This window comes from Microcystis flos-aquae FACHB-1344, from assembly GCF_014698375.1.
GTDB lineage: Bacteria > Cyanobacteriota > Cyanobacteriia > Cyanobacteriales > Microcystaceae > Microcystis > Microcystis aeruginosa.
On sequence record NZ_JACJSW010000131.1, the window covers coordinates 1 to 12080 of the forward strand.

Here is a 12080-nt window from a genome sequence, read left to right on the forward strand (position 1 = left end):
CCCTCAACAATTTAGCACACTTGTACCATTCTCAAGGCAGATACTCAGAAGCGGAACCTCTCCTTCTAGAAGCATTAGATTTGAGAAAACGACTCTTAGGAGACAATCATCCCCATGTGGCAAGTTCCCTCAACAATTTAGCAGCATTGTACGAATCCCAAGGCAGGTACACAGAAGCGGAACCTCTCTATCTAGAAGCATTAGATTTGAGAAAACGACTCTTAGGAGACAATCATCCCCATGTGGCAAGTTCCCTCAACAATTTAGCAGCATTGTACTGTTACCAAGGCAGGTACACAGAAGCGGAACCTCTCTATCGAGAAGCGATTAAGATTGCTACCCAAGTATTAGGGGAAAATCATCCCCATACCCAAACAATTATGGAGAACTATAAAACTATGTTGTCGCAACTCCGGCAGGCAGAATTAAGATGAGTCAGAGTTTAAATGCTTAGGAAAATAGGGTTCGTAGGCGCACGGCTTTTCCATTATGAATATAATATCATGTCAAGTCGCCTTTGTCAAGAGAAAATTTGACAACATCCAGATAATGTAGGGTACGTTAGACGGCCAAAATTTCTGCTTTAACTTCAAGCTAACAATCCGTCCTAACCCACCACCATCGACAGTGATTGATGTAATCATCTGATGGACTGTGATAAGTAAAACCAAGGGTGCGGAATGTGGGTTCAAGCTAACAATCCGTCGTAACGCACCACCATCGACAGTGATTGGAATGATTTAATGATGGACTATGATTAGGGACCTAGTTAAGAGTGGATTGGAGATGAAGATTGATTGAATGAACCAATCATAGTTAAGACCGTTGGAAAAGAGGGTTTGTATACGCACGGATTTTCCATTATGAATATAGTATCCTGTCAAGAGGCTTTTGTCAAGAGAAAATTTAACAACATCCAGAAAAACGTTATTGTAGGGGTAATTCATGAATTACCCCTACACCTAATTACCTAGTCCAGTAACGCACCACCACCATTGACAGTGATTGGAATGATTGAATGATGACTACAATGATGGATAATTATAGGAGGATGCTGTCTGGACTGTGATTAGGAGAGATTGTTAAATCCCTACAATAATTTTTATTATTTCATCATCAAAAAAAGGATTAATTATGATCAAAAAAATTAAAATAGCCGATGCTCAAACCGATTTACCAAGTCTCGTTAAATCGGTTACGGAAGATAACAAAATTTATGCCATTGAGAATCAGGAGGATTCTGTAATTTTGATTTCCCAAAAAAACTATGAAAGTTTACAAGAAACCATCGAATTACTCTCTATTCCCGATTTAAGAGAAAGCTTACAACTATCTCTACAGCAAATTAATGAAAATGAAACCTATTCTTTCGAGGAAGTGTTGGGAGACATTGATTAATGGTTTATGAAGTCAGATTTACCAAAGAAGCTAAAAAAGATGTTGATAAGCTAACCCCTAAACTTAAGAAAAAACTGAAATCAATTATCCAAGATACCCTGAGTATTTCTCCCTATAGTGGCAAAAAATTAGTAGGAGATTTAACGGGTTTCTATTCAATTCGCTTAAGTTACCAAGATAGAATACTTTACACCATTAATGATGAACAGAAGTTAATCTATATTCATCGTGCTAAAACCCATTATGGCGAATAAACTAGACCCTGAAAATTCATGAAAAGAGGGTTTGTAGACGCACGGATTTTCCATTATGAATATAGTATCATGTCAAGTCGCCTTTGTCAAGAGAAAATTTGACAACATCCAGAAAAACGTTATTGTAGGGGTAATTCATGAATTACCCCTACACCTATTACCTAGTGGGTTCAAGCTAACAATCCGTCCTAACCCACCACCAATCATCGACTATGATTGGAATGATTGAATGATGGACTATAATTGAATTAATGACTGATAACTGATAACTGATAACTGATAAAGCTATGACACTCAAAGAACAACTTATTAAAGAAATTGAAACAACTCCCATTTCTCTGCTGCCGGAAATCCTGAATTTTGTCCAATCTATAAAAACCAAACATCCAGACGTTGACTTTATGGAATTTGCTGGTATGGCAGCAGATATAGAAAATACTATGGAAGAGATTGTCGAAGAAGCAGAAGCTAATCGTCAACTCGATTTAAAACGGATCAATGACTTATGAAACAAGCATTACTTGATACCAATATCCTCTCTTATTTTTTACGAGGCAATCCCACAGTAATTGAACAATTCCGCATCTATCGACAACACTATACTTATGTATCATTTTCAATCTTTACCTATTACGAGATTAAAAGTGGTTTATTGTATAAAGATGCCCGAAATCAACAACAACAATTTGAACGTCTTGTCGAAGTCAGTGAAGTAATTGCTTATGATCGTGAAATTAGTGATATAGCTACTCAAATATACGTTAATCTTAGAATAAAAGGACAACTCATTACCCCGATTGATTTGTTTATTGCTGCGACTGCTATTTATTGCGATTATACTCTGATTACAGCTAACATTAAGCATTTTCAAAATATTCCCAATCTTAGTTATGAAAATTGGTATCTCTCAACAACCTAGCACTATTGTACTATTGCCAAGGCAGGTACTCAGAAGCGGAACCTCTCTATCTAGAAGCGATTAATATTTTCAGAGAAGGATTAGGGGAAAATCATCCCCATACCTAAACCTTTTATCAGAACTATCTGATGATGTTATCCCAATTACCCGAAGCAGAATTAAGATGAATTAGAGTTTAAATGCTTTGGAAAAGAGGGTTTGTAGACGCACGGATTTCCCATTATGAATATAGTATCATGTCAAGAGGCTTTTGTCAAGAGAAAATTTAACAACATCCAGAAAAACCTAGGGTGCGGAATGTGGGTTCAAGCTAACAATCCGTCCTAACCCACCACCATCGACGGTGGTTGATGTAATCATCTGATGGACTGTGATAAGTAAAACCAAGGGTGCGGAATGTGGGTTCAAGCTAACAATCCGTCCTAACCCACCACCATTGACAGTGATTGGAATGATTGAATGATGGACTATGATTAGGGACCTAGTTAAGAGTGGATTAGAGATGAAGATTGATTGAATGAACCAATCATAGTTAAGACCGTTGGAAAAGAGGGTTTGTATACGCACGGATTTTCCATTATGAATATAGTATCCTGTCAAGAGGCTTTTGTCAAGAGAAAATTTAACAACATCCAGAAAAACGTTATTGTAGGGGTAATTCATGAATTACCCCTACACCTAATTACCTAGTCCAGTAACGCACCACCACCATTGACAGTGATTGGAATGATTGAATGATGACTACAATGATGGATAATTATAGGAGGATGCTGTCTGGACTGTGATTAGGAGAGATTGTTAAATCCCTACAATAATTTTTATTATTTCATCATCAAAAAAAGGATTAATTATGATCAAAAAAATTAAAATAGCCGATGCTCAAACCGATTTACCAAGTCTCGTTAAATCGGTTACGGAAGATAACAAAATTTATGCCATTGAGAATCAGGAGGATTCTGTAATTTTGATTTCCCAAAAAAACTATGAAAGTTTACAAGAAACCATCGAATTACTCTCTATTCCCGATTTAAGAGAAAGCTTACAACTATCTCTACAGCAAATTAATGAAAATGAAACCTATTCTTTCGAGGAAGTGTTGGGAGACATTGATTAATGGTTTATGAAGTCAGATTTACCAAAGAAGCTAAAAAAGATGTTGATAAGCTAACCCCTAAACTTAAGAAAAAACTGAAATCAATTATCCAAGATACCCTGAGTATTTCTCCCTATAGTGGCAAAAAATTAGTAGGAGATTTAACGGGTTTCTATTCAATTCGCTTAAGTTACCAAGATAGAATACTTTACACCATTAATGATGAACAGAAGTTAATCTATATTCATCGTGCTAAAACCCATTATGGCGAATAAACTAGACCCTGAAAATTCATGAAAAGAGGGTTTGTAGACGCACGGATTTTCCATTATGAATATAGTATCATGTCAAGTCGCCTTTGTCAAGAGAAAATTTGACAACATCCAGAAAAACGTTATTGTAGGGGTAATTCATGAATTACCCCTACACCTATTACCTAGTGGGTTCAAGCTAACAATCCGTCCTAACCCACCACCAATCATCGACTATGATTGGAATGATTGAATGATGGACTATAATTGAATTAATGACTGATAACTGATAACTGATAACTGATAAAGCTATGACACTCAAAGAACAACTTATTAAAGAAATTGAAACAACTCCCATTTCTCTGCTGCCGGAAATCCTGAATTTTGTCCAATCTATAAAAACCAAACATCCAGACGTTGACTTTATGGAATTTGCTGGTATGGCAGCAGATATAGAAAATACTATGGAAGAGATTGTCGAAGAAGCAGAAGCTAATCGTCAACTCGATTTAAAACGGATCAATGACTTATGAAACAAGCATTACTTGATACCAATATCCTCTCTTATTTTTTACGAGGCAATCCCACAGTAATTGAACAATTCCGCATCTATCGACAACACTATACTTATGTATCATTTTCAATCTTTACCTATTACGAGATTAAAAGTGGTTTATTGTATAAAGATGCCCGAAATCAACAACAACAATTTGAACGTCTTGTCGAAGTCAGTGAAGTAATTGCTTATGATCGTGAAATTAGTGATATAGCTACTCAAATATACGTTAATCTTAGAATAAAAGGACAACTCATTACCCCGATTGATTTGTTTATTGCTGCGACTGCTATTTATTGCGATTATACTCTGATTACAGCTAACATTAAGCATTTTCAAAATATTCCCAATCTTAGTTATGAAAATTGGTATCTCTCAACAACCTAGCACTATTGTACTATTGCCAAGGCAGGTACTCAGAAGCGGAACCTCTCTATCTAGAAGCGATTAATATTTTCAGAGAAGGATTAGGGGAAAATCATCCCCATACCTAAACCTTTTATCAGAACTATCTGATGATGTTATCCCAATTACCCGAAGCAGAATTAAGATGAATTAGAGTTTAAATGCTTTGGAAAAGAGGGTTTGTAGACGCACGGATTTCCCATTATGAATATAGTATCATGTCAAGAGGCTTTTGTCAAGAGAAAATTTAACAACATCCAGAAAAACCTAGGGTGCGGAATGTGGGTTCAAGCTAACAATCCGTCCTAACCCACCACCATCGACGGTGGTTGATGTAATCATCTGATGGACTGTGATAAGTAAAACCAAGGGTGCGGAATGTGGGTTCAAGCTAACAATCCGTCCTAACCCACCACCATCGACAGTGATTGGAATGATTTAATGATGGACTATGATTAGGGACCTAGTTAAGAGTGGATTAGAGATGAAGATTGATTGAATGAACCAATCATAGTTAAGACCGTTGGAAAAGAGGGTTTGTATACGCACGGATTTTCCATTATGAATACAGTATCATGTCAAGTCGCCTTTGTCAAGAGAAAATTTTTCTGACCCAGAAGGAATTCAAACTAGATAAAAACCGAGGATCAGAGCCACTAAAAACGTCATTAACAGGCATAAAATTCCGAAATAAAGGACGATTTTAGGACGGAAAGCTGATAGGAGGAGGATAAAAGCTTTAATATCAATGAGGGAAGCGACCAGTAAAAAAGCTAGAGTGGAACCCACGGACAGATTAGTAATTAAAGAACCGGGGACAAAAGTGCTAAGACTAGCATTAACAGCGAGAGTGACACCAAAAAACAACTGCACGAGAATTTGAGTAGCGGGAGTATTCCCCCAGGCAATTAATTGACGCTGAGGTAATAATAGCTGAAAGACACTAGATATCGCACAGCCAATAATTAATAATCCCCCTAATTCCAGTGCTTCATCGATAAAGTTATCGAGAAATAACTGCACAGAAATTGGCCAAGCTTGCCTATCTCTAGTTTTATACTCATAAACAAGACTGCCGACTCTTTGCAGGGGTTGACTGGCTGCTTCCTCTGGTAAAAAACTCCCGGAAAGAACCAAACTCGATTCTAGGGGAATTTCGCTATCGGTGCGGGGTTTTTCCCGATAGAAACTAAAGAGAGTGCCGATAACAATTGCCATTAACCAGACCGAAAGCGATCGATAGAAGAAAATACTAGAATAGCTGAAAGTCTGCCAAGTTAGCCAAAGAGTGACGATATTTAGGGTAGGTGCAGCGGTGAGAAAGCTAAACACCACCCCTGGGGGTACTCCCTCTAATAAGAATCTTCTAGCGACGGGAATCGTGCCGTATTGTCCGACGGGTAGGATTAATCCGATGGCACTGCCAACGATCGCTCCTAACAGTCGATTACGGGGAAATATCGCCGCTAATCGCTGTTTATTGACGAAAACCAGCAAAAAACTGGAAACGGCTGCCCCCAAAAGTAAAAAGGGAAGGGAGGTCAAGACTAAACTAAGAAAAAAAGTAACAGCGATAGAAATTTGATTCATGAATAGGGTTCAAGATCGGAAGCTATCCTACAAAATAGCAGATAAGGTAAAAAGTAAAAAGAGCGGTTTTAGATGCAACAATAGGTTAGTTTGTTGAAATCAAAAATTAAAAAGAACGTAAAGCGATTAATTGTGCCTCAGCTTTATGAAGGGATTCTAACCATTCTTTTTCGGGATCGCTATCGGCAACTATTCCCGCTCCCACTTGTCCCCAAACTGTGTTTAAATCCCCTTGAGCAGTCATTAATAGGGTACGGATGAGAATATTCAAATCTAAATGACCCCGTAGGTCAATATAGCCACAGGAACCATAGAATAAATTGCGTCGCACCGGTTCCAATTCTTCGATAATTTCTAGACAACGAACTTTCGGACAACCGGTAATTGTTCCCCCGGGGAAAAGAGCTTTAATTAAATCAATAGCATGATACTTTTTGTCTAATTTTCCTTGAACATTACTGACCAAGTGCATAACGTGACTATAACGCTCGATCGTCAGTAATTCATCAACATCAACCGATCCCCATTCACAAACTCTACCGAGATCATTACGTTCTAGATCCACTAGCATAATATGCTCGGCGCGTTCTTTTTTATTAGTTAATAGTTCCTCGGCCAATTGTCGATCGAGTGCCTCAGTTTTACCCCGGGGACGAGTTCCAGCGATCGGTCTAGTGCTGGCTATTCCTCTTTCTAATTTCACCAATCTTTCGGGAGAACAACTAATCATTTCGCCCCAAGGAGTGCGCCAATAACTGGCAAAAGGAGAAGGGTTAATCTGTTGTAAACTGCGATAAATTTGCCATCCTTTTGCCCTAGTTGTGCTTTGAAATCTTAGGGATAAATTTGCTTGAAAAATATCGCCTTTTCTGATATGATCTAAGGCTTTTTTAACAGCTTTTTCGTAGTCGAGTTGAGAAGTATAAAAGATTAAGGGAGAGGGACGAGGATCGATAAACTCAAAATCCGGTTGATTGCTTAAAGATTGTTCGTATTTATCTAAATCTTCGGGTTTGCTGGCAGCTAACCAGAGAATTTGTGCTTGGTGATCGAGAATGGCAAAACTATCCGGTTCATACCAATAAGCGACGGGAAAAGGGAGAGTATCAGCTTTCCTGTCGGGTAATTTTTCTATTTCCCAAGCTAAATCGTAGCCTAACCACCCCAACCAACCGCCATGGAAAGGAAGATGATCGGGAAGAACATCAGATCGAGTTTGGGGGAGTAAACTGCTTAAAAAGGGCAAAATTTCCCCTAGTGCGGGAGTCCAAAGCTGACGCGGGGAACCAGCACAAAGAGAGTAACGGGAGAGGGAATTACCCGGATAGGGACTTTCTAGTAAAGTAGCGATCGCATCTTGAGAGAATAAGCAGGCAAAAACCTCGGAACCGGTGCGCTGATGCAGAGGAAGCGATCGCCAATGCCATGCTAAAGGTTTTTGCATCTAAAATCGCGGGCCAAAATAGCTGGTAAATTGGGTATAAATAAGGGTTTGGTGTTAGTTGTGGGGTAGTTGATCTTTCCTATCTGCTAACACCTATTCTCTTAGTCCTAAATGTTGGCTGTCTCCTAATTATCCCCGATAATCGAGGTCAATTTCTTTAGAACCGCCGCGCTGTAATTGGCCTAATAATTCCCCTAACTGACTCCAAACCAAACCACCGATAAAGATAGTCATGGGGAGAGAGATAGCGTAGGCAACCCAACCATTGAGAATAAATATATCTAATCCCGAGGCAAGGAAAAGACAGATTCCTACACAAATACCGATAAAAGGAATTTGTAAGGAACTAGATTTTAAAAGATTTTGATCGTCTGAACCCTTATTTTTATACCAATTGTTAACCACTTGCTTGAGACTAGCTTCAAAAGCAGCCCCGCAGGTAATACCGATAAATAAACCGGCAAAAACTAGAAAATAGGGCGGTTGGGGCAGAAAATAATAATCCATAGAAAAAGTGATTAACCGATGATGACCTTAAACACTTTAACGCGAACTGGTTTCTCGCGGAAGGACAGCGGCCACACCTTGGGACGATAATTCCCGAAAAGCGCTCATGGCCACATCCAGGAGTCGCCGCGGTTGCAATTCTCCTTGAATTAAACCCCAGAGACGTTGCACTTCGGCAGTATGGAGACGGTCATCTTCCGTTAAAGCTAATAGCAATTGACGACGCAGATAACGACCTTCTTCCGAGAGAAGAAAAGTGATGCCTAATTGCGCGGTGGGCAGTAAATCGAAGTTACTTTCCGAGCGAGCCATTGTAATCATGTTTTCTAGGCGTTGCCACTGGAATTTACCGTCTTTGAACAGGACATCCAGTAAACGCCGGCGCAGTTGCGGCGATTCCCCGGTCAGGAGACGTTTAGCGACGTAGGGATAGGCCACTTGGACGATTTTGAAGTTAGGATCGAGGGTGAGGGCTGCCCCTTCTTGGGTGACGAGGGAACGAATAATCAGGGCGAATTTGGCGGGAATCCGGAAGGGATACTCGTACATCAATTCGGAGAAATCATCGGTAATGGTGCGGAAATTGAAGTCACCGACCCTTTGACCGATGGCATTGCCTAAAACCCGTTCTAGGGCGGGAATAATTGGTTTTATATCCGTTTCTGGGGTTAAAAATCCCAGTTTGACAAAGTTGCTGGCCAGGTTTTCGTAGTCTTTGTTAATTAAATCGACGACGCAACTAGCGAGGGTTTCTTTAGTTTCCGCCTCTAACTGGTCCATCATGCCAAAATCGATATAGGCCATGCGACCATCAAAAGTGGCGAAAAGATTACCCGGGTGGGGATCAGCGTGGAAAAAGCCGTGTTCGAGGAGTTGCTGTAATCCGGAGGTTACGCCGATTTTAACGATATTATTGGGGTCTAATCCTAAAGCTTTGATGTTCTCGGTATCGGTGAGTTTATAGCCATCAATCCATTCTAGGGTGAGGACGCGGCGACCACTATAACGCCAGTAGATACTGGGAACTTTAACTTCGGGGTTATTTTGGAAGTTGGTGGCGAATTTTTCAGCGTTGCGACCTTCGTTTTGATAGTCGATTTCCTCAAAGAGTTTGGTGCCGAATTCATCGACAATCAGGGTGAGGTCGTGGCCGAGATTGAGGGGTAATAAACGACCGAATTTTTGGGCGGCCCAGCGCATTAGGTATAAATCGAGGCTTAAAAGCGCCCGCAGCCCGGGCCGTTGCACTTTAACGGCTACTTCTTCACCGGTGGGGAGTATCGCTTTGTAAACCTGTCCTAAACTAGCGGCAGCCACAGGGGTGGGGGATATTTCTCGATAGGCTTTTTCTACGGACATTCCCAATTCTGTCTCGATAATGGCAAAAGCAATGTCGTTATCGAAGGGGGGAAGTTGGTCTTGCAGTTTAACTAATTCGTCTAAAAAGTCTCTGCGAACGAGGTCGGGACGGGTAGAGAGAGCTTGACCGACTTTGATGAAGGTGGGACCTAAACAGGTGAGAATTTGCCTAAGTTCGCTGGCACGCCGGTATTTATTGGCTTCTTCTTGCTTTGTCCATTTGTCCCAGAGGAGACTGAGGAGAAATAATCCTAAAGACCAAATAATCACGAAAGTGCGACCGAACAATTGCCAAGGTTTGTAACGGTATTGTTGAGCGATCGCTTCTGCACTGTAAGGAGTGAACTGTGTTTCTTCTCGTTTCCGGTCAGTTTGACTGTCTTGATGCCGACTCACAAGCTAATCTCTATATATCTTACGCCACTTGATATTGTAGCTAAGTTCTTGGCATCAGTATACAAAACTACACATTATTTAATAATTGTTATAATTCCCTGAGAAATCATAAGTATTTATGGCTGGACTGCTGGGTAAATTCTCGGCTAGTGGATGTCCTCAAGTACCTGATGGATATTTTCAACAAGCTGTTCTATAAAGGTAACGGCATCATTAACGAGATTTTCATCGATATTCCAGCGACTGCCAATGCCATAACTCGGGTCTATATCAGCTTCATGGGCGATTTTGTTGCTTCGATCAACAATTGCGCTAAGTTGGCTTTCGCCTCTATCACTGCCATCGCCAACTCGTACTCGTCCCCGAACATTCTTCCTGCCAGTTCATCTTCTTTAATTCTTTCCCACTCATTTTCGATACGATTCAGTTCGGGAGAACAACTCGGTAGCCAAAAGATATATAATCCCTTTTCTTCCCATTTTGTATACTGTTCTCTACTAATTTTACTGACATGGCTTGAACCTTGATCTTGTCCCACTACCGTAATTTTTCCCGTTTCTTTTAAGCGATTTTCTGCTTGTTATGCTTGCCAATTTAGGATTTGAATATACTGTTCACTCTTGAAACTATTGAAAGTCATTCCAGACTCGAAACTCTGTCCCAGTTCTAACAGACCGCCTACATTTAACCTTTTCCCTTTCTTTTTCCCTGTTCTATTTTCTTTTGTTCTCCAATTCTCATCCATGTATACACCACTGACGACCAAAGGCTAAATCCCGATTCATCCAAGTATTTTAAACATCTCTCCCCAGCCGCCGCCGCCAATTCAAGCATTTCCAAGTCCGCTATCTTCAACGTTTTGATTTCTCGATTACTTTTCTCTTTTGCCGAGGGTCTTGTTCTTGTCCACGAATAATTTTTTTTGAAGATTCTTCTGATTTTTCTTTCGCTTAACTCGATGTTTTTCGTTTCTTTTAAGAATTCGCACAGTTGCCGGCTACTATAGCTTCTAGGTTCATCCGTCAATTTTTTGGCGACTTCTTTTGACATACTCCCACCGTCAAGCTACGCTGTGACGGGGGATTCTTGACCTATCACTATCGTAAATTCCTTGTTCAACGAGACAACTTAAATTCTCAATGTCTCCACTGAAAATCTTTCTTGCCGGACTCTCCCCCCCCCCTTGCCCCCCGACATCGGGGGGGTTTGGGTCGGTTTCTGTTTGCCCAACAGTACCGTTGAGATGATTTCCCAAATATTTCAACCCTTTTTTAAGAATATTTACTGCTGCGTTATGATCCCTATCTAAGACTGTTTTACAGTTAGAACACTGATGAGTTCTAGTGCTTAATGTTTTTTGAACTCTCGTCCCACAAACTGAACAATCTTGAGTCGTGAAATGAGGTGGTACAGCAACACAAACAATCCGATAAATCTTGGCAAAAAATTCAAACCATTCAGTGAATTGATACCAAGAAGCATCACTAATCGACTGGGCCAGCTTACGGTTTTTGACTAAGTTTCTTATCTTTAAAGCTTCATAGACTACCAGAGCATTAGACTGGACTAACGCCAAAGGGCTCTTCTCGACTTTGTGTGATAATTTTTGCTTATGGAATCGTGAAATGCTTACTGGGCAAGACTTTTAGGACTATTTTGCGGATATTCTATCAGTATAGACCTCGTTTCCACACAGAAACCAGAAGAGCCGCCAAAGCATCTTTAATTGCTTTGTCTTGACGTTGTCTTGACACTTTAAGGTGAAGCCTAGCCACTTTTATCCGTTGCTTGTGATAGTTATTAGACTGTTTCTTTCCTTGACGAAATCGTTTTGATAATCTCCTTTGTGCTTTTTTCAGTCGTTTTTCTGACTTGCTTAAATAACGGAGATTTTCTACGGTATTGCCT

20 protein-coding genes and 1 pseudogene are annotated in these 12080 nt (G+C 40.1%); 13 read left to right on the forward strand and 8 right to left on the reverse strand.

From position 1 onward, the window contains the following. Positions 1 to 434 (forward strand): tetratricopeptide repeat protein (locus H6G48_RS11330; protein WP_190721767.1); only part of this gene is annotated, 434 nt, incomplete at its 5' end. 72 nt (positions 435 to 506) lie between these two features. On the opposite strand, the gene H6G48_RS11335 is transcribed toward H6G48_RS11330, so the two are convergent. Continuing rightward, a complete protein-coding gene (locus H6G48_RS11335; protein WP_190721770.1) occupies positions 507 to 644 on the reverse strand; it encodes a hypothetical protein in 138 nt (45 codons plus the stop codon). Positions 645 to 1134: 490 nt separating this feature from the next. Here H6G48_RS11335 and H6G48_RS11340 point away from each other — a divergent pair, with 490 nt between their 5' ends. From H6G48_RS11340 to H6G48_RS11395, 12 genes are all read left to right on the forward strand, one after another. Then, positions 1135 to 1398, forward strand: coding sequence for a type II toxin-antitoxin system Phd/YefM family antitoxin (locus tag H6G48_RS11340; protein ID WP_002762167.1), 264 nt, complete (start codon positions 1135 to 1137; stop codon positions 1396 to 1398). Beyond that, positions 1398 to 1652 carry a type II toxin-antitoxin system RelE family toxin gene (locus tag H6G48_RS11345; RefSeq protein WP_002780219.1) on the forward strand — a complete coding sequence of 85 codons (255 nt, stop codon included), beginning with the start codon at positions 1398 to 1400 and terminating at the stop codon, positions 1650 to 1652. The genes H6G48_RS11340 and H6G48_RS11345 overlap by 1 nt, the downstream gene beginning before the upstream one ends. 55 nt (positions 1653 to 1707) lie before the next feature. Then, positions 1708 to 1881 carry a hypothetical protein gene (locus H6G48_RS11350; RefSeq protein ID WP_190721772.1) on the forward strand — a complete coding sequence of 58 codons (174 nt, stop codon included), beginning with the start codon at positions 1708 to 1710 and terminating at the stop codon, positions 1879 to 1881. A gap of 58 nt (positions 1882 to 1939) precedes the next feature. Beyond that, positions 1940 to 2161 (forward strand): hypothetical protein, encoded by a 222-nt coding sequence (locus H6G48_RS11355; protein WP_190721774.1) that lies wholly within the window; start codon positions 1940 to 1942, stop codon positions 2159 to 2161. Next, positions 2158 to 2571, forward strand: a complete 414-nt coding sequence (locus H6G48_RS11360; protein WP_190721777.1) for a type II toxin-antitoxin system VapC family toxin — start codon at positions 2158 to 2160, stop codon at positions 2569 to 2571. The genes H6G48_RS11355 and H6G48_RS11360 overlap by 4 nt, the downstream gene beginning before the upstream one ends. Continuing rightward, the gene (locus H6G48_RS11365) at positions 2550 to 2678 is read left to right on the forward strand and encodes a tetratricopeptide repeat protein (RefSeq protein WP_190721779.1); all 129 of its coding nucleotides are present in this window, start codon (positions 2550 to 2552) and stop codon (positions 2676 to 2678) included. Before H6G48_RS11360 ends, H6G48_RS11365 begins: the two co-directional genes overlap by 22 nt. Before the next feature lie 743 nt (positions 2679 to 3421). Beyond that, complete coding sequence (locus tag H6G48_RS11370) at positions 3422 to 3685, forward strand: type II toxin-antitoxin system Phd/YefM family antitoxin (RefSeq protein ID WP_002762167.1); 264 nt, start codon at positions 3422 to 3424, stop codon at positions 3683 to 3685. Then, a complete protein-coding gene (locus H6G48_RS11375; protein WP_002780219.1) occupies positions 3685 to 3939 on the forward strand; it encodes a type II toxin-antitoxin system RelE family toxin in 255 nt (84 codons plus the stop codon). The genes H6G48_RS11370 and H6G48_RS11375 overlap by 1 nt, the downstream gene beginning before the upstream one ends. 55 nt (positions 3940 to 3994) lie before the next feature. Beyond that, entirely contained in the window at positions 3995 to 4168 is a 174-nt protein-coding gene (locus H6G48_RS11380) for a hypothetical protein (protein ID WP_190721772.1), read from the forward strand. A 58-nt stretch (positions 4169 to 4226) separates the two neighbouring features. Next, positions 4227 to 4448: a hypothetical protein gene (locus tag H6G48_RS11385; RefSeq protein ID WP_190721774.1), complete on the forward strand. Its 222-nt coding sequence runs from the start codon at positions 4227 to 4229 to the stop codon at positions 4446 to 4448. Beyond that, a complete protein-coding gene (locus H6G48_RS11390) occupies positions 4445 to 4858 on the forward strand; it encodes a type II toxin-antitoxin system VapC family toxin (protein ID WP_190721777.1) in 414 nt (137 codons plus the stop codon). The genes H6G48_RS11385 and H6G48_RS11390 overlap by 4 nt, the downstream gene beginning before the upstream one ends. Continuing rightward, positions 4837 to 4965, forward strand: coding sequence for a tetratricopeptide repeat protein (locus H6G48_RS11395; protein ID WP_190721779.1), 129 nt, complete (start codon positions 4837 to 4839; stop codon positions 4963 to 4965). Before H6G48_RS11390 ends, H6G48_RS11395 begins: the two co-directional genes overlap by 22 nt. A gap of 535 nt (positions 4966 to 5500) precedes the next feature. On the opposite strand, the gene H6G48_RS11400 is transcribed toward H6G48_RS11395, so the two are convergent. From H6G48_RS11400 to H6G48_RS27465, 7 genes and pseudogenes are all read right to left on the reverse strand, one after another. Further along, positions 5501 to 6466 (reverse strand): permease, encoded by a 966-nt coding sequence (locus tag H6G48_RS11400; protein WP_190721781.1) that lies wholly within the window; start codon positions 6464 to 6466, stop codon positions 5501 to 5503. Positions 6467 to 6572: 106 nt separating this feature from the next. Then, the gene (locus H6G48_RS11405) at positions 6573 to 7910 is read right to left on the reverse strand and encodes an anthranilate synthase component I (RefSeq protein WP_190721783.1); all 1338 of its coding nucleotides are present in this window, start codon (positions 7908 to 7910) and stop codon (positions 6573 to 6575) included. Positions 7911 to 8039: 129 nt separating this feature from the next. Continuing rightward, on the reverse strand, positions 8040 to 8417 hold the full coding sequence (locus H6G48_RS11410) for a hypothetical protein (RefSeq protein WP_002734118.1): 378 nt from the start codon (positions 8415 to 8417) through the stop codon (positions 8040 to 8042). Between the two features lie 36 nt (positions 8418 to 8453). Continuing rightward, entirely contained in the window at positions 8454 to 10172 is a 1719-nt protein-coding gene (locus H6G48_RS11415) for an ABC1 kinase family protein (RefSeq protein WP_190721785.1), read from the reverse strand. Positions 10173 to 10437: 265 nt separating this feature from the next. Then, entirely contained in the window at positions 10438 to 10710 is a 273-nt protein-coding gene (locus H6G48_RS11420) for a transposase (protein WP_190721788.1), read from the reverse strand. Between the two features lie 146 nt (positions 10711 to 10856). Then, complete coding sequence (locus H6G48_RS11425) at positions 10857 to 11222, reverse strand: hypothetical protein (protein WP_190721790.1); 366 nt, start codon at positions 11220 to 11222, stop codon at positions 10857 to 10859. Positions 11223 to 11232: 10 nt separating this feature from the next. After that, a pseudogene (locus H6G48_RS27465) lies at positions 11233 to 12080 on the reverse strand (RNA-guided endonuclease InsQ/TnpB family protein); the annotation flags it as partial.